A 17706-nucleotide genomic window follows, 5' to 3' on the forward strand; every position below is an offset into this window, starting at 1 on the left:
TGAAGCTATTTTGACAACTATTATTGCTTTTATTTTCGTATTCGGACTGATTGTATTTTTCCATGAACTAGGACATTTTCTTTTTGCAAAACGTGCTGGGATTATGGTAAAAGATTTTTCAATTGGGTTTGGACCGAAAATTTTTGCTTATCGTAAAAAAGAAACACAATATACGATTCGCTTGCTGCCGATTGGTGGTTATGTTCGGATGGCTGGGGAAGATGGCGAAGAAATTGAGCTAAAACCTGGTTACCGAGTGGGACTTGAACTAACACCGGAAGAAACGGTTAGTAAAATTATTGTTAATGGAAAAGATCAATACGTCAACGCGCAACCTATCGAAGTATCGCTCTGTGATTTAGAGAAAGAGCTTTTCATTGAAGGTTACGAAGACTACGACGATACGAAGAAAGTTCGTTATCAAGTAGAACGTGATGCGCTCGTTATTGATGGCAAGATTGAAACGATGATTACGCCATTTGACCGTTCTTTTAATGCAAAATCATTAGGGAATCGGGCAATGACGATTTTTGCTGGACCACTTTTTAATTTTATTCTAGCTATTTTAATTTTTACGGCTTTAGCATTTGTTCAAGGCGGCGTTCCGAGCACGGATAACACGCTTGGGAATGTGCTGCCTGACGGGGCTGCTGCTGAGGCTGGTCTTAAAAAGGGTGACGAAGTTCTTTCTATCAACGGAAAAGAAATGAAATCTTGGACAGATATCGTACAAAGCGTTTCAGAAAACCCCGGAAAAACACTTGATTTCAAAGTGGATCGCGATGGTAAAACGCAAGATATTGATGTAAAACCGGCGACACAGGAAGAAAATGGCAAAAAAGTGGGGAAAATTGGTGTGGAAACGCCGATGGATACTTCATTTACTGCTAAAATAACCAATGGATTTACGCAAACATGGAATTGGATTGTTCAAATATTTACGATTCTTGGTAACATGTTTACAGGCGGATTTTCACTTGACATGCTAAACGGCCCAGTGGGGATTTACACAAGTACGCAACAAGTCGTTCAATATGGCTTTATGACGGTACTGAACTGGACAGCTGTTTTAAGTATTAACCTAGGAATTGTTAACTTATTACCGTTACCAGCGCTTGATGGTGGACGCTTGATGTTCTTCTTATATGAACTCGTTCGCGGTAAACCAATTGATCCGAAAAAAGAAGGCATTATCCATTTTGCAGGTTTTGCACTTTTAATGGTTCTGATGATTCTTGTGACATGGAACGATATTCAACGAGCATTTTTCTAAAAAGAGAAAGACTAATAAAGGGAAAAAGGGGTGTTTTAAATGCGTCAAACGATGACATTTATACCAACATTAAAAGAAGTTCCAGCTGATGCAGAAGTAAAGAGTCACCAATTACTTCTTCGCGCTGGTTTTATAAGACAAACGGCTAGTGGGATTTATAGTTATTTACCACTTGCAACATTGATGTTACGCAAAATCGAAACAATTATCCGTGAAGAATTAGAAGCAATTGGTGCGGCAGAATTATTAATGCCTGCGCTTCAACCTGCAGAACTTTGGCAAGAATCTGGTCGTTGGAATGATTACGGCCCAGAATTAATGCGCCTAAAGGACCGCGCTTCTCGTGACTTTGCGCTTGGGCCAACCCATGAGGAAGTTATTACGGCACTTTTACGTGATGAGGTTAAATCTTATAAACGTTTGCCGCTCACTTTATACCAAATTCAAACGAAATTCCGTGATGAAAAACGTCCACGCTTTGGTTTATTACGTGGTCGTGAATTCATTATGAAAGATGCTTATTCTTTCCATGCAACAAGTGAAAGTTTGGATGAAGTGTATAATTTGATGCACCAAGCTTATTCGAATATCTTTACTCGTTGTGGCCTTGAATTCCGTTCTGTTATTGCGGATTCCGGTTCTATTGGTGGGAATGAATCAAAAGAATTTATGGCGTTATCTGATATTGGCGAAGATACGATTGCTTATAGTGATGCTTCTGATTATGCGGCGAATACAGAGATGGCTCCAGTTTTATATATGGAGAAAAAATCACATGAACTGGAGAAGGACTTGGAAAAAGTTGCCACTCCTGATCAAAAATCAATTGGAGATATTGTTGAATTTTTAGAAGTTCCAATTGAAAAAACGATGAAGTCGATGCTTTATCAAGTAGATGAAGAAGTAATTATGGTCCTTGTTCGCGGTGACCATGAAGTGAATGATATTAAAATCAAAAATGCATTAGATGCAACCAATGTAGAATTAGTAGACCCAGCTGTTGCAGTTGAACTACTAGGAGCTAACTTTGGTTCCCTAGGGCCAATCGGCGTTCCTGAAAATACGCGTGTCTTTGCGGATAATGCTGTAAAAGATATCGTTAATGCGGTAGCTGGTGCAAACGAAGATGGTTTCCACTATATCAATGTGAATCCGGATCGTGATTTCACTGTAACTAGCTATTTTGATTTACGTATGATCCAAGTAGGCGATTTATCTCCTGATGGTCAAGGCGTAATCAAATTTGCTGAAGGTATTGAAGTGGGCCATATTTTCAAACTTGGAACGAAATATAGCCAAGCGATGAATGCGACAATTTTAGACGAAAATGGTCGTGCGCAACCAATTATTATGGGTTGTTATGGAATCGGCGTATCTCGTATTTTATCTGCCATCGCGGAACAATCGAATGATGAAAATGGTTTTGTATGGGATAAGCAAATTAGCCCATTTGATTTACATTTAATTCCTGTTAACATGAAGAGCGAGGAGCAAGTTGCTTTTGCAGAAACGCTTTATACGTCACTACAAGGTGCTGGCTTTAGCGTGTTAATCGATGATCGTGCGGAGCGTGCAGGCGTTAAATTTGCAGATGCGGATTTAATTGGCTTACCAATCCGTATTACAGTAGGGAAAAAGGCAGCAGAAGGTGTCGTTGAAGTGAAAATCAGAAAAACTGGCGAGATGATTGAAGTTCGCCAAGATGAACTTCTAAACACGCTACCTATTCTCTTTGGAGATAAATAATTTATTGAGCAATTTGTGCCAGATGAAACTCCACTCGTTCCTATAAAAACGGGTTATGAGGGACATCTGGCTTTTATAAATTTGAATGAAGGGGTGTTATTCGGAATGACTGCAAAAGAGGAAGAAAAACAAGAACGATTTCAGCTGTTAATGACACAAATCGGTTTACAAGATGTAACAACCTACGAAGAATTCACGAAAGAAGCTAAAATCGAAAAGCTCGTTGCCGACAAGAAAAATAAAACATGGCAATTTCATTTACACGTTCCGCAAATTTTCCCAGCAGCACTTTTCCATATGATGGATGTTGGGATGAAGCGTGCATTTAGCCAAATTGCGGAAACAGAAATGCAAATAGTTCCAGAAAATCAAACAATCAACGAAACACTCATTCAAGATTATTGGAACTTAATCGTAGAGCCAATTGGCAAGCAGTCACCGATGATTGGGAAACTTTTAATGGAGCAAAAACCTACGTTTAAAGAGCCGCATTTTATTGAATTAGCTGTTCATAACGATATGGAAGAAGCCACTATTCAACAACGATTCCAAGCGAAAATTATTGAAAGTTACGGAAAAGCTGGATTTCCCCGTTTAGCGATGAAAATGCATATGCTCGACCAATCAGAAACGGAAGAATATAAAGCTTTTGCTCAGGCCAAACAAGAAGAAGATCAGAAAAAAGCGGCAGAAGCTGTTCAAGTTATGCAAAAACGCCAAGCTGAAGGACAAAGCGGCGGCGGGGCAGCTCCACTTACTGGTCCATTCCAAATTGGTTACAAAATTAAAGATGACGAAGAAGTCAAACGTCTTGGCGATATTTATGATGAAGAACGCCGTATTACCGTTCAAGGTTTAATCTTCGCAACAGAAATTAGAGAGCTTCGCAGTGGTCGTAGCCTGTTACAATTTAAAATTACTGACTATACAAGTTCGATGATTATAAAAATGTTTTCCCGCGATAACGAAGATGCAGCGATGTTCCAAAATTTGAAAAAAGGCATGTGGGTTAAAGTACGAGGCAGTGTCCAAAATGATACTTTCGTGCGTGATTTAATTATGATGGCGCAAGATGTCAATGAAATCGCTGGTGTGAAGCGTCTTGATACAGCCGAAGAAAAACGGGCAGAACTACACCTTCATTCTCCAATGAGTCAAATGGATGCGACTTCTTCTGTTGATGCGCTTTTCAAACAAGCAGCAGATTGGGGTCACAAAGCGATTGCGATTACTGATCATTCTGTCGCACAATCATTCCCAGAAGCATACGGCGCAGGCCAAAAATATGGTTTAAAAGTTATTTTTGGTATCGAAGCCAATTTAATAGATGATGGTGTTCCGATTGCTTATAATGATCAACACATCGCCTTACAAGATGCTACTTACTGCGTATTTGACGTGGAGACTACTGGTTTATCGGCCGTTTATGATACGATTATCGAGCTTGCGGGTGTAAAAATGAAAAATGGCGAGATCATTGATAAATTTGAAGCCTTTATCGATCCAGGGCATCCGCTTTCTGCAACTACCATCAATCTAACGGGTATTACAGATGATATGGTCAAAGGTTCCGATCCTATTGACGTTGTTTTAAAACGATTCAAGGAATGGAGCGCTGACGACATCCTTGTAGCCCACAATGCTTCCTTTGATATGGGCTTTATTAACACTGCGTACGAAAAAGTTGGCCTGGAAAAAGCCGAAAATGCAGTTGTCGATACGCTAGAATTGGCACGTTTTCTTTACCCGCATTTTAAAAATCACCGCTTAAATACTTTAACGAAAAAATTCAATATCATTCTTGAGCAACATCACCGCGCTGTTTTTGATGCGGAAGCTACGGCATATTTAGCTTGGAAATTAATTAAAGATGCGAAAGAGATGCATGATATCGATTTCCACGATTCGTTAAATGATTATATGGGGGAAGGCGACGCATACAAACGGGCGCGACCATTCCATGCAACCATTTATGCGCAAACAGCTGTTGGTTTAAAAAACCTATTTAAATTAATTACGATGTCTAACATCAATTACTTTTATCGTGTGCCACGAATTCCGCGCTCACAATTAAAGAAATTACGTGAAGGCTTAATTATCGGAACGGCATGTAGCCAAGGCGAATTGTTTGAAGCAATGATGCAAAAAGGGATGCAAGCTGCGGAAAAAGTAGCGGAGTTTTATGATTTCATTGAAGTTCAACCAAAACCAGTATACGCGCCTCTTATTGAGCGAGAACTCGTTCGTGATGAAAAAGCGTTAGAAGAAATTTTGAAAAATATTGTTCGCGTTGGTGAAAAAACAGGAAAACCAGTCGTAGCGACCGGAAATGTGCATTACAAAGATCCTGTTGATAAAATTTATCGTAAAATCTTAATTCATTCGCAAGGTGGCGCTAATCCGCTGAATCGCGCTGAATTACCAGATGTCCATTTCCGCACAACAGATGAAATGTTAAAAGAATTTGCTTTCCTTGGTGAAGAAAAAGCGAAAGAAATTGTTGTAACGAATCCTAATGTTGTAGTGGATTGGATGGAAGATTTAAAGCCAATTAAAGACGAGCTATACACACCAAAAATCGATGGTGCAGAAGACGAAGTTCGCGATATGAGTTATGCAATGGCACACCAATTATACGGTGAAAATTTACCGGAAATCGTAGAAGCTCGACTAGAAAAAGAACTGAAAAGTATTATCGGACACGGGTTCGCAGTTATTTATCTTATCTCGCATAAACTCGTTAAGAAGTCGCTTGTGGACGGCTATCTGGTTGGTTCGCGGGGGTCGGTTGGTTCTTCCTTCGTTGCGACAATGACGGAAATTACCGAGGTGAATCCACTCCCACCACATTATCTTTGCCCGAATTGTAAGGATTCTGAGTTCTTTGATGATGGTTCGGTTGGTTCTGGTTTTGACTTACCTGACAAAGATTGCCCTCACTGTGGTACGGCCTATCAAAAAGAAGGACAAGATATTCCGTTTGAAACTTTCTTAGGATTTAAAGGGGATAAAGTACCCGATATCGATTTAAACTTTTCAGGGGACTATCAACCGGTAGCCCATGCTTATACGAAAGAAATTTTTGGGGAAGATTACGTTTTCCGGGCTGGTACGATTGGTACGGTAGCCGAGAAGACTGCTTTTGGTTATGTTCGTAACTATGAACGTGATATGAATATGACTATTCGTGGCGCTGAAATTGACCGACTTGTAGCTGGATGTACAGGCGTTAAACGAACTACCGGACAGCATCCAGGTGGTATTATCGTTATTCCAGATTATATGGACGTTTACGATTTCACACCAGTGCAATTCCCGGCAGACGCGACGGATTCGGAATGGAAAACGACCCATTTTGACTTCCACTCGATTCATGATAATGTATTAAAACTCGATATACTTGGACACGATGATCCGACCGCTATCCGGATGTTACAGGATTTAAGCGGTATCGATCCAAAAACAATTCCAACCGACGACCCAGATGTGATGAAACTATTCGGTTCTACAGAGTCACTTGGTGTGAAACCAGCAGATATCGACTCCAAAACCGGAACACTGGGAATCCCTGAGTTTGGGACGCGTTTCGTACGACAAATGTTAGAGCAAACCAAACCAACCACGTTTTCCGAGCTAGTGCAAATCTCTGGTCTTTCCCACGGGACGGACGTTTGGCTTGGAAATGCCGAAGAATTAATCAAAAATAAAACATGCGAACTACCAGACGTAATTGGTTGTCGTGATGATATTATGGTATTCCTCATTTATCAAGGATTAGAAAGCTCATTAGCCTTTAAAATTATGGAATCGGTGCGTAAAGGGAAAGGCTTAACAGACGAAATGGAAGAAGCGATGATGGCGAATAAAGTGCCGCTTTGGTACATTGAATCTTGTAAAAAAATCAAGTACATGTTCCCGAAAGCCCATGCCGCAGCTTACGTTTTAATGGCAGTACGGATTGCTTATTTCAAAGTGCATCATCCACTATTTTTCTACGCAACTTATTTCACCGTTCGTGCCGATGACTTCGATTTGACATCTATGGTCAACGGGAAAGAAGCCGTGAAAGCAACAATGAAAGAAGTGAATGATAAAGGCTTAGAAGCTTCAACCAAAGAGAAAAACTTATTAACTGTTTTAGAAATTGCGAACGAAATGCTTGCTCGTGGATACCATTTCCAAAAAGTCGATTTATATAAATCGTCTGCGGATGAATTTTTAATTGATGGCGACTCGCTTATCCCGCCATTTAACGCGATTCCGAGTCTTGGAACAAACGTAGCGAAGCAAATTGTTGCTGCCCGTGAAAACGGAGAATTCTTATCCAAAGAAGACTTACAACAACGCGGAAAAGTATCCAAAACGATTATTCAGTACATGGATGATCAAGGATGCTTGGAAGGCTTGCCTGATCAAAATCAGCTATCCCTGTTCTAAAAATGGGCAAAACTTGCTTGTAGTCACAATTTGTGATAAACTTATTTAAGAAATACTACGATAACTCAGCCAAGCGTGGGCCAATGCCCACGCTTTCGTTTTGCAAATCTGTCAAAGAGTCACCTGTGGCAGAAGTAGGGGACGAATTAGCTGGAAAAGCGTATCTCTTAAGGAGGCTGAAATGAGTAAAGTACTAGAACAAGTAGAAGCAATTGTTGCGCCAATCACGGATGAACTTCAATTGGAACTCGTAGACATTGCCTTTGAAAAAGAAGGGCCGAATTGGTTTTTACGAATTTTTATTGATAAAGATGGTGGCGTAGATATCGATGAATGCGCAGCCGTGAGCGAAAAAGTGAGTGAAAAAATGGACGAAAATGATCCCATTACACAAAACTACTTTTTAGAAGTGTCATCACCTGGGGCTGAACGTCCACTGAAGAAAGAGCAAGATTTTGAAAATGCGGTAAGTAAATATGTCCACGTCACTTCTTATGAGCCAATTGATGGTCGTAAAATGTGGGAAGGCACGCTCGTTAGTTATGACGGCACAACACTCGTTATTACTATCACGGACAAAACACGCAAAATCACTTGTGAAATTCCTAAAGACAAAGTAGCCAAAGCAAGACTTGCAATTCAATTTTAAAAAGCAAAGAATAAGGAGCTGAATAAAAAATGAGCACAGAATTATTAGATGCTCTTCATGTGTTAGAACATGATAAAGGTATTTCAAGAGAGGTTTTAGTAGAAGCAATCGAAGCTGCTCTTACATCCGCATATAAAAGAAACTTCAAAGATGCACAAAACGTACGCGTAGATTTAAATATGGAAAACGGTTCTATCCGTGTTTTAGCTAGAAAAGAAGCGGTAGAACAAGTATTTGATTCTCGCCTTGAAATTTCGATGGAAGAAGCACACAAACTGAACCCTGTATATCAACCAGGTGACGTTGTTGAGCTTGAAGTAACTCCAAAAGATTTCGGACGTATTGCTGCTCAAACAGCGAAACAAGTTGTAACCCAACGTGTTCGTGAAGCGGAACGTGGCATCATTTATGATGAATTTATCGACCGCGAAGATGACATTATGACTGGTATCGTGGAACGTCAAGATTCTCGTTTTATCTATGTAAACCTTGGTAAAATCGAAGCAATTTTGTCCCAAAACGAGCAAATGCCAAACGAAACTTATCATGCACATGATCGCATCAAAGTATATTTAACAAAAGTAGAGAAGACGACAAAAGGGCCGCAAATTTTTGTATCCCGTACACACCCTGGTTTACTTAAACGTCTTTTTGAAATGGAAGTACCGGAAATCTATGACGGTGTTGTAGAAATCAAATCTGTTGCACGTGAAGCAGGAGACCGCTCTAAAATCTCCGTTTACACAGCAAATGAAGAAGTGGACCCAGTTGGCGCATGTGTTGGACCAAAAGGCGCACGTGTACAAACTATCGTCAATGAACTTAAAGGCGAAAAAATCGATATCGTTGAATGGTCAGATGATCCTTTCACATTCGTAGCTAATGCACTTAGTCCTTCTAAAGTATTAGATGTTATTGTGAACGAAGCAGACCAAGCGACAACTGTAATCGTACCAGATTATCAGTTATCTCTTGCCATTGGTAAACGTGGTCAAAATGCCCGTTTAGCAGCAAAATTAACTGGTTGGAAAATTGATATTAAAAGTGAAACAGTTGCAACTGAACTAGGCATCTATCCTCGTAATGGTGTAGAAGCGCCTGAAGTAGAAGAAGCAGAGAGCGAAACTTTTACAGAAGATGAAGAGTAAAAAGGAGAATTATCATGCGTAATAAAAAAATCCCCCTTCGAAAATGTATTATTACCGGTGAACGCTTGCCAAAAGGCGAACTTCTTCGTATTGCGTATTCGAAAGACGGAGCGCTTACGATAGATCCTACAGGCAAAGCACCTGGACGCGGTTTCTACATTGTTAAAAGTGTCGAAGCCTGTGAAAAAGCGAAAAAGAAAAACGCCATTTTTCATCAACTAAAAATGCCAGAACAAGAGTCCTTTTACGATGAGCTAATCGCTTATGTGAAGTCTCTCGAGGAACCAACTAATGGATAAAAAAGCACTTTCCTTATTAGGCCTCGCAAACCGCGCACGTAAAATTACTACTGGTGAAGAATTAGTACTAAAAGCAGTTAGAAATGGGAAAGCAAAAATGGTTCTCATTTCAGAAGATATATCCGAAAAAACCGAGAAAACAATCCGCAACAAGTGTGAATACTATAATGTTGTCGTGAAAAAAGCCGGCACCCGGGAAATGATAGGGGGTGCAATCGGCAAAGATACACGTGCAATCGTTGCAATACTTGATAAAGGATTTGCTGTTAAATTAGCAGAATTACTCGGTTGAATCTTATACGGAGGTGTACGACATGAGTAAAGTTCGTGTATATGAATACGCAAAAGAACATCAAGTATCAAGCAAAAAAGTCATTGAAGCATTGAAAGACTTAGGCATTGAAGTGGCTAACCACATGTCCACTATTAATGAAAATGCGTTAAGACAATTAGATAATGCCGTTGATGGCACAAATAAAAAAGCCGAAGCACCAAAGAAAGAAACTACTAGCAACGAAAATGGAAATAGTAAGGGGCCAAACAAACCGAATATGACAAATAGTAATGAAAAGTCGAATAAACCAAATAAACCAGCAGGACAAGCTAATAAACCAGCCACTGCAAACAAAAGCCAAGGTGCAAAACCAGCGACAAATAAACCAGCAAACACGGGTAACCAAACACAAGCAAGTGGTAACCAACAACAAGCTGGCGGACAAAAACGCAACAATAACAACAGCAATCGTCCAGGTGGCGGCAACCAAAACCGTCCAGGCGGTAACAATCGTCCGAATCGTGGCGGCAATTTTAACAATAAAGGCCGTAACACGAAGAAAAAAGGTAAATTAAACCATAGTACAGTACCACCAACTCCGCCAAAACCAAAAGAACTTCCTGAAAAAATCGTTTTCAGCGAATCTTTAACAGTAGCGGAATTAGCGAAAAAATTATACAGAGAACCATCTGAACTTATCAAAAAATTATTTATGCTTGGCGTTGTTGCGACAATTAACCAATCATTAGATAAAGATGCAATCGAACTAATTTGTGACGACTACGGTGTACAAGTAGAAGAAGAAATTAAAGTCGATGTAACAGACTTAGATGTGTACTTTGAAAATGAACTAAATGAAGCGGTTGACGAGTCTAAACTTGTTGAACGCCCACCAGTTGTTACTATCATGGGACACGTTGACCATGGTAAAACAACATTACTAGATTCCCTTCGTAATACAAAAGTTACTTTAGGAGAAGCTGGTGGTATCACGCAACATATCGGTGCTTACCAACTCGAAATCCATGACAAAAAAATCACTTTCCTTGATACACCGGGACATGCTGCGTTTACAGCAATGCGTGCTCGTGGTGCGCAAATCACGGACATTACGATTTTAGTTGTAGCAGCAGATGATGGCGTTATGCCACAAACAATTGAAGCAATCAACCATGCGAAAGCTGCGGGAATGCCGATTATTGTTGCTGTCAACAAAATTGATAAACCACAAGCAAATCCAGACCGTGTAATGCAAGAACTAACAGAATATGAATTAGTTCCAGAAGCATGGGGCGGCGATACCATTTTCGCACCAATCTCCGCTAAATTCGGTGAAGGTCTTGAAAACTTGTTAGATATGATTTTACTTGTTTCTGAAGTAGAAGAATTAAAAGCAAATCCAGACCGTCGTGCCATCGGTTCTGTTATCGAAGCAGAACTTGATAAAGGTCGTGGCCCGGTTGCGACTTTACTAGTACAAGATGGAACACTTAATATCGGAGACCCAATTGTTGTAGGTAACACGTTTGGTCGTGTCCGTGCAATGGTCAATGATTTAGGCCGTCGCGTGAAAAAAGTTGGTCCAAGTACACCAGTTGAAATCACTGGACTAAACGATGTACCACAAGCCGGCGATCGCTTCGTTGTTTTTGAAGATGAAAAAACAGCAAGAAACATCGGGGAAACTCGTGCAAGTCGTGCGCTAGTAGCTCAACGTTCTGCAACAAACCGCGTAAGTTTAGACAACTTATTTGAACATATGAAAGCTGGCGAAATGAAAGAAGTTAACGTTATTATTAAAGCAGACGTTCAAGGTTCTGTAGAGGCTCTTGCCGCATCTCTTCGCAAAATTGATGTAGAAGGCGTTAACGTAAAAATCATTCATACTGCCGTTGGTGCCATCAATGAATCAGATATCACTTTAGCAGCAGCTTCTAATGCGATTATTATTGGATTTAACGTTCGTCCAACAACACAAGCACGTGAAGCAGCAGAAAACGAAAGCGTAGATATTCGTTTACACCGTGTTATCTATAAAGCGATTGATGAAATTGAAGCAGCAATGAAAGGGATGCTTGATCCAGAATTCCAAGAAAAAATTATCGGTCAAGCGCAAGTTCGTCAAACAATCAATGTTTCTAAAGTGGGTACAATTGCTGGCTGTTACGTAACAGATGGTAAAATTACTCGTGATAGCGGCGTTCGTATTATCCGTGACGGAATCGTAGTCTTTGAAGGCGAAATTGCTACACTTAAACGCTTTAAAGATGATGCGAAAGAAGTGGCTAAAGGTTACGAATGTGGTATCACAGTACAAAACTTCAACGATATCAAAGAAGACGATGTCATTGAAGCGTACGTTATGGAAGAAATTGAAAGAAAATGATTCAATCAGTCGTTAGTGAATTTTTCATGCAGGAACCACAAAACCTCAAAGAAAAACGCGCTATCCTGAAACGAATTGTAACGAGAGCAAAACAAAAATTCAATATCTCTATTGCTGAAACGGATTATCAGGATTTATGGCAGCGAGCTGAAATAAGCTTTGCTGTCGTATCTTCCTCGCACATCCAAGCAGAAAAAGAAGCCAGAGAAGTACTTGCTTTTCTTGATTCTTTTCCTGAGTGGGAACGCGCCGAGACCGTTATGGAGAAGCTATAAAAAGAGGTGAATACACTTGAACGTACGAGCAAATCGTGTCAGTGAGCAAATGAAAAAAGAATTGGGCGATATTTTAAATCGTAAAATTAAAGACCCGCGCTTAGGTTTTGTAACCGTAACGGGAGTAGATGTTACTGGTGACTTACAAGAAGCTAAGGTGTTCATTTCCATTCTTGGTACCGATAAGGAAAAAGAAAATACGTTACTCGCACTTGCGAAAGCGCATGGCTTTATCCGCTCTGAAATCGGTCGTCGTATTCGACTTCGTAAAGTTCCAGAAATGTCTTTTGAAATAGATAATTCCATCGCTTACGGAAATCGAATCGATGAATTGCTTCGCGACTTAAATAACGATCAATAATAAATAAAAGTTTAAGGCAGTCCCTTTATCTTCTCATTCAAACGGGATGTAAGTGGGTCATTGCCTTAAACTTTTTTTCTTAGGAGGAGGAGCTTGATGAACGGCATTATCCCACTGTGGAAAGAACGCGGGATGACAAGTCATGATTGCGTTTTTAAATTAAGAAAAATTTTACATACGAAAAAAGTCGGTCATACAGGTACACTTGATCCAGAAGTAGAAGGCGTGCTACCAATTTGTATTGGCCGTGCGACAAAATTGGCTGAATATGTAACTGATGAAGGCAAAGTCTATGTAGCAGAAATAACACTAGGTAAATCGACTACAACTGAAGATGCAACTGGTGAAACGGTTATGACCAAGGAACTAGCCGAAATTTCCGCAGCAGAACTTCAAGCCGCACTCACAAAACTAACAGGAAAAATTACCCAGATTCCACCCATGTTTTCCGCTGTAAAAGTCAACGGCAAAAAATTGTATGAATATGCAAGAGCTGGAATAGAGGTAGAACGCCCATCCAGACAAGTGGATATTTATTCGTTAATACGCTTAGATGGTGACACTGCACTAAATGAGTCCAACCCAACATTCCGATTAGAAATTGCTTGCGGAAAAGGAACTTATATCCGTACACTTGCAGTGATGATTGGCGAATTATTAGGATATCCAGCTCATATGTCCAAACTAGAACGTACTCGTAGCGGCTTTTTCCAAAAAGAAGATTGCTTGACGCTCGCAGAAATTGACGAAATGATGCAAGCGAATGATAGCAGCTTTTTATATCCACTTGAAAAAGGCATTGAATCCATGGCCAAATTAGTAATTGACGAAGAAGTTCACGCCAAAGTCCTAAATGGCGGCCTATTACCAAAAACATTATTTACAACAGTAGAAGACGAATCTCGTGTAGCGCTTATTTTTGATGATAAATTAACCGCGATTTATAAACCACACCCAGAGAAAAAAGACCTTTGGAAACCAGAGAAGGTTATCGAGTTACATCAAGCATAGTTATTGCGACCGCAACTTTCTTATATTATGATATGAGAGGAATTCGAATTTAGAGGAGAAGTGGCAAAAAATGAAGACGATATACTTACATCATCCGATGACAATAGACGAGTGGACAGACGTGAAAAAAGTAATGGCGCTTGGTTTTTTCGATGGTGTTCATTTAGGGCATCAAGCAGTCATTAAACAAGCAAAACAAATTGCTGAACAAAAAGGCTTGCAAACGGCAGTATTAACTTTTGATCCGCATCCATCTGTCGTTTTAAGCAATATCCGCAAACAAGTAAAATATCTCACCCCGCTAGAAGATAAAGCCGAAAAAATGGCGGAGCTTGGCGTAGATATTATGTATGTAGTTCGCTTTACAACACAGTTTTCAGAAATATCCCCACAAGACTTTGTCGATAATTACCTAGTCGCTTTAAATGTGGAACACGTCGTAGCTGGTTTCGACTATTCTTACGGTAAAAAAGGTGAAGGTAAGATGAACGATTTGGCGGGCTATGCAAAAGGTCGTTTTGAGGTTACTATAGTTGATAAACAAACAGCTGCTAGTGATAAAATAAGCTCGACCAACATTAGACGCGCCATTACAGAAGGCGAACTAGAAGTAGCGAACCAATTACTAGGCTATCCTTACACAACAAAAGGAACTGTAATCCACGGAGATAAACGAGGTAGAACAATTGGCTTTCCGACAGCGAATATTCTTGTGAATGAAGATTACTTAATTCCAAAACTTGGTGTCTATGCAGTGAAATTCCGCGTGAATGGGGAAACTCACTTAGGTATGGCTAGCATTGGCTATAATATCACGTTTAAAGACGACCAAGCACTCTCGATTGAAGTGTATATTCTGGATTTCCACCGCGAAATTTACGGCGAGGAAGCGGAAATTGAATGGTATCAATTTTTCCGTCCAGAACTTAAATTTAATGGTGTAGAAGGTCTGATTGCGCAGTTAGAAAAAGACGAACAAGATACAAGAGCTTTTTTTGCTAAATTAGAAGATTAAACGACTATTTCTGCTTGCTTTTAGAGGCTAAATAGTGTATCTTTAAATCTGTACGAACAGAACCATTACTTGGCTTTTGCGACTCACCGACGCTTGGCTCAGTAATTGGGGATATTTTAGAAGGAGGTGGAAAGAAATGGCTTTAACTCAAGAACGCAAAAATGAAATTATTGCAGAGTACCGTGTCCATGATACAGATACTGGTTCACCAGAAGTACAAATCGCTGTATTAACTGCTGAAATCAATAGCTTAAATGAACACGTTCGCGTACACAAAAAAGATCATCACTCTTACCGTGGATTAATGAAAATGGTAGGTCACCGTCGTAACCTATTAACTTACCTACGTAAAAAAGATGTTCAACGTTACCGCGAACTTATCAAACGTTTAGGTTTACGTCGATAAAAACCAGACGAAAGCGGGATACCAAAAGTTCCCGCTTTTTTTTGAGTATTAAGTATACTAAATTTTGGAAAACACGCCGAAGAAACGAAACTTTATCGCATGAATCCAAAAACGTGCTTCAGAAAATCATTATTTGCAGTAGGTTTTTGGATTCATGTGTGCTTTAGAAAATCTAAAGTGTGCGTGAACATTCTTATGCATGGTAAAGTTTCTGGTTCGTGTTTCCTAAACAAAGGAGATTAAAACATGTCTGAAAAACAAGTATTCTCAACAGAATGGGCAGGTAAAACATTATCTGTTGAAGTAGGTCAATTAGCAAAACAAGCAAGTGGAGCAGCATTAATTCGTTACGGTGATACAGTCGTTTTAACAGCGGCAGTAGGTTCTAAAAAACCACGTCCAGGCGACTTTTTCCCGCTAACAGTGAACTATGAAGAAAAAATGTATTCCGTTGGTAAAGTGCCCGGTGGATTCTTAAAACGTGAAGGACGTCCAAGTGACCGTGCGACATTAACTGCGCGCCTAATCGACCGTCCAATCCGTCCATTATTTGCAGAAGGTTTCCGTAATGAAGTTCAAATTACTTCTACTGTTTTTAGTGTGGATCAAGATTGTTCTCCAGAAATGGCAGCAATGCTTGGCTCTTCTGTTGCATTAGTTATTTCTGATATTCCATTTGAAGGACCAATCGCTGGTGTAGATGTTGGTCGTATCGACGGAAAATACGTTATTAACCCAACAATCGAACAAGCAGAAAAAAGTGATATTAGCTTAACTGTTGCAGGAACTTATGATGCAATCAACATGGTAGAGGCTGGAGCGAAAGAAGTTTCAGAAGAAGCAATGCTTGAAGCAATCATGTTTGGTCATGAAGAAATTAAACGTCTTTGTGAATTCCAACAACAAATCATCGCTGCTGTAGGTAAAGAAAAACGCGAAATCGAACTTTTCGTAAGCGATCCTGAACTTGAAGCAGAAGTAAAAGCAGCAAGCGAAGGCAAAATGAAAACTGCTATCAAAACAGAAGAGAAAAAAGCGCGTGAAGCAGCAATTGAAGATGTAAAAGAAGAAATTTTAGAAAGCTATAAAGCGAAAGAATTAGAAAATGAATCCGAAATTCTTAGCGAAGTAGCTCATATTCTTGAAATGATTGAAAAAGACGAAATGCGTCGCCTTATTTCTCAAGATAAAATCCGTCCAGATGGCCGTAAAGTAAACGAAATTCGCCCACTTTCTTCTGAAGTTGGCATGCTTCCTCGTGTCCATGGTTCTGGTTTATTCACTCGTGGCCAAACACAAGCTCTAAGCGTATGTACACTGGCACCGCTTCGTGAACACCAAATCATTGATGGTTTAGGAACAGAAGAATATAAACGCTTTATGCATCATTACAATTTCCCACAATTCAGTGTTGGGGAAACTGGGCCTCGTCGTGCTCCGGGCCGTCGTGAAATCGGTCACGGTGCCTTAGGTGAACGTGCGCTTCAATATGTTATTCCTTCCGAAGAGGAATTCCCGTACACAATCCGTTTAGTATCAGAAGTTCTTGAATCAAACGGATCTAGTTCTCAAGCAAGTATTTGTGGTTCTACACTTGCAATGCTTGACGCTGGTGTTCCAATTAAAGCGCCAGTTGCAGGTATCGCGATGGGTCTTGTTAAACTTGGCGATGACTACACAATCCTTTCTGATATCCAAGGTATGGAAGATCACTTTGGCGATATGGACTTTAAAGTTGCTGGTACAAAAGACGGTATTACAGCACTTCAAATGGACATCAAAATCGATGGCTTGAGCCGTCAAATTTTGGACGAAGCATTAACGCAAGCAAAAGAAGGTCGCTTACACATTCTAGAACACTTAACTAGCACAATTAGCGAACCTCGTGAAGAACTTTCTGCTTATGCTCCAAAAATTATTACGCTTAACATCAAACCAGAGAAAATCAAAGACGTTATCGGACCTGGTGGAAAACAAATCAATGCTATCATTGAAGAAACTGGCGTAAAAATCGATATCGAACAAGATGGTACAGTTTACATTGCTTCTCAAGATCAAGCAATGAACCGTAAAGCTATTGCTATCATTGAAGACATCGTTCGTGAAGTAGTAGTGGGAGAAGTTTACACTGGTAAAGTTCGTCGTATCGAAAAATTTGGCGCATTTGTTGAATTATTCAAAGGTACAGACGGTTTAGTTCATATTTCTGAATTAGCGCATGAACGCGTTGGTAAAGTAGAAGATATTCTAAAACTTGGCGATGAAGTTACAGTGAAAGTTATCGAAGTAGACCAACAAGGTCGCGTTAACTTATCACGTAAAGCTTTGCTTGAGAAAAAAGAACAACCAGAAGGCGACAAAAAACCACAAGCAGAGAAAAAATTCTACCCAAAAACGAAAAAACCAGAATCTAAATAATACAAAAA

General features: G+C 39.9%; 14 protein-coding genes. All 14 read left to right on the plus strand.

Features of this window, described 5'->3' with window-relative positions:
• Nucleotides 1-10 precede the first annotated feature (10 nt).
• The gene (gene rseP, locus HCJ30_RS05420; RefSeq protein ID WP_185391274.1) at nucleotides 11-1273 is read left to right on the plus strand and encodes an RIP metalloprotease RseP; all 1263 of its coding nucleotides are present in this window, start codon (nucleotides 11-13) and stop codon (nucleotides 1271-1273) included.
• Between the two features lie 39 nt (nucleotides 1274-1312).
• Nucleotides 1313-3019: a proline--tRNA ligase gene (locus HCJ30_RS05425; RefSeq protein WP_185391275.1), complete on the plus strand. Its 1707-nt coding sequence runs from the start codon at nucleotides 1313-1315 to the stop codon at nucleotides 3017-3019.
• Between the two features lie 105 nt (nucleotides 3020-3124).
• Entirely contained in the window at nucleotides 3125-7456 is a 4332-nt protein-coding gene (locus HCJ30_RS05430) for a PolC-type DNA polymerase III (RefSeq protein ID WP_185391276.1), read from the plus strand.
• A 181-nt stretch (nucleotides 7457-7637) separates the two neighbouring features.
• Nucleotides 7638-8105: a ribosome maturation factor RimP gene (gene rimP / locus HCJ30_RS05435; protein ID WP_003732818.1), complete on the plus strand. Its 468-nt coding sequence runs from the start codon at nucleotides 7638-7640 to the stop codon at nucleotides 8103-8105.
• A gap of 29 nt (nucleotides 8106-8134) precedes the next feature.
• Nucleotides 8135-9253 carry a transcription termination factor NusA gene (nusA, locus tag HCJ30_RS05440; RefSeq protein WP_008947703.1) on the plus strand — a complete coding sequence of 373 codons (1119 nt, stop codon included), beginning with the start codon at nucleotides 8135-8137 and terminating at the stop codon, nucleotides 9251-9253.
• Between the two features lie 14 nt (nucleotides 9254-9267).
• Entirely contained in the window at nucleotides 9268-9552 is a 285-nt protein-coding gene (rnpM, locus tag HCJ30_RS05445; RefSeq protein WP_003722454.1) for an RNase P modulator RnpM, read from the plus strand.
• Complete coding sequence (locus HCJ30_RS05450) at nucleotides 9545-9844, plus strand: YlxQ family RNA-binding protein (RefSeq protein WP_003722455.1); 300 nt, start codon at nucleotides 9545-9547, stop codon at nucleotides 9842-9844. Before rnpM ends, HCJ30_RS05450 begins: the two co-directional genes overlap by 8 nt.
• 22 nt (nucleotides 9845-9866) lie before the next feature.
• Nucleotides 9867-12212, plus strand: a complete 2346-nt coding sequence (gene infB, locus HCJ30_RS05455) for a translation initiation factor IF-2 (RefSeq protein WP_185391277.1) — start codon at nucleotides 9867-9869, stop codon at nucleotides 12210-12212.
• Complete coding sequence (locus HCJ30_RS05460; RefSeq protein ID WP_149056196.1) at nucleotides 12209-12487, plus strand: DUF503 domain-containing protein; 279 nt, start codon at nucleotides 12209-12211, stop codon at nucleotides 12485-12487. The genes infB and HCJ30_RS05460 overlap by 4 nt, the downstream gene beginning before the upstream one ends.
• A gap of 16 nt (nucleotides 12488-12503) precedes the next feature.
• Nucleotides 12504-12848 (plus strand): 30S ribosome-binding factor RbfA, encoded by a 345-nt coding sequence (gene rbfA / locus HCJ30_RS05465; RefSeq protein WP_003719600.1) that lies wholly within the window; start codon nucleotides 12504-12506, stop codon nucleotides 12846-12848.
• Between the two features lie 96 nt (nucleotides 12849-12944).
• On the plus strand, nucleotides 12945-13859 hold the full coding sequence (gene truB, locus HCJ30_RS05470) for a tRNA pseudouridine(55) synthase TruB (RefSeq protein ID WP_185391278.1): 915 nt from the start codon (nucleotides 12945-12947) through the stop codon (nucleotides 13857-13859).
• 70 nt (nucleotides 13860-13929) lie between these two features.
• On the plus strand, nucleotides 13930-14874 hold the full coding sequence (locus HCJ30_RS05475; RefSeq protein ID WP_185391279.1) for a bifunctional riboflavin kinase/FAD synthetase: 945 nt from the start codon (nucleotides 13930-13932) through the stop codon (nucleotides 14872-14874).
• Between the two features lie 136 nt (nucleotides 14875-15010).
• Nucleotides 15011-15280, plus strand: a complete 270-nt coding sequence (gene rpsO / locus HCJ30_RS05480) for a 30S ribosomal protein S15 (RefSeq protein ID WP_003719603.1) — start codon at nucleotides 15011-15013, stop codon at nucleotides 15278-15280.
• A 246-nt stretch (nucleotides 15281-15526) separates the two neighbouring features.
• A complete protein-coding gene (gene pnp / locus HCJ30_RS05485) occupies nucleotides 15527-17698 on the plus strand; it encodes a polyribonucleotide nucleotidyltransferase (protein WP_185391280.1) in 2172 nt (723 codons plus the stop codon).
• The last annotated feature ends 8 nt before the right edge of the window (nucleotides 17699-17706 follow it).

The sequence above is a fragment of the Listeria cossartiae subsp. cossartiae genome, from assembly GCF_014224155.1.
Classification (GTDB): Bacteria; Bacillota; Bacilli; order Lactobacillales; family Listeriaceae; genus Listeria; species Listeria cossartiae.

What these genes read in the sequence shown, in the direction of transcription:
- HCJ30_RS05425 (WP_185391275.1), top strand. Translation starts at nt 1,313, where the DNA reads ATGCGTCAAACGATGACATTTATACCAACATTAAAAGAAGTTCCAGCT.
- HCJ30_RS05430 (WP_185391276.1), top strand. Translation starts at nt 3,125, where the DNA reads ATGACTGCAAAAGAGGAAGAAAAACAAGAACGATTTCAGCTGTTAATG.
- rimP (WP_003732818.1), top strand. Translation starts at nt 7,638, where the DNA reads ATGAGTAAAGTACTAGAACAAGTAGAAGCAATTGTTGCGCCAATCACG.
- nusA (WP_008947703.1), top strand. Translation starts at nt 8,135, where the DNA reads ATGAGCACAGAATTATTAGATGCTCTTCATGTGTTAGAACATGATAAA.
- rnpM (WP_003722454.1), top strand. Translation starts at nt 9,268, where the DNA reads ATGCGTAATAAAAAAATCCCCCTTCGAAAATGTATTATTACCGGTGAA.
- HCJ30_RS05450 (WP_003722455.1), top strand. Translation starts at nt 9,545, where the DNA reads ATGGATAAAAAAGCACTTTCCTTATTAGGCCTCGCAAACCGCGCACGT.
- infB (WP_185391277.1), top strand. Translation starts at nt 9,867, where the DNA reads ATGAGTAAAGTTCGTGTATATGAATACGCAAAAGAACATCAAGTATCA.
- HCJ30_RS05460 (WP_149056196.1), top strand. Translation starts at nt 12,209, where the DNA reads ATGATTCAATCAGTCGTTAGTGAATTTTTCATGCAGGAACCACAAAAC.
- truB (WP_185391278.1), top strand. Translation starts at nt 12,945, where the DNA reads ATGAACGGCATTATCCCACTGTGGAAAGAACGCGGGATGACAAGTCAT.
- HCJ30_RS05475 (WP_185391279.1), top strand. Translation starts at nt 13,930, where the DNA reads ATGAAGACGATATACTTACATCATCCGATGACAATAGACGAGTGGACA.
- rpsO (WP_003719603.1), top strand. Translation starts at nt 15,011, where the DNA reads ATGGCTTTAACTCAAGAACGCAAAAATGAAATTATTGCAGAGTACCGT.
- pnp (WP_185391280.1), top strand. Translation starts at nt 15,527, where the DNA reads ATGTCTGAAAAACAAGTATTCTCAACAGAATGGGCAGGTAAAACATTA.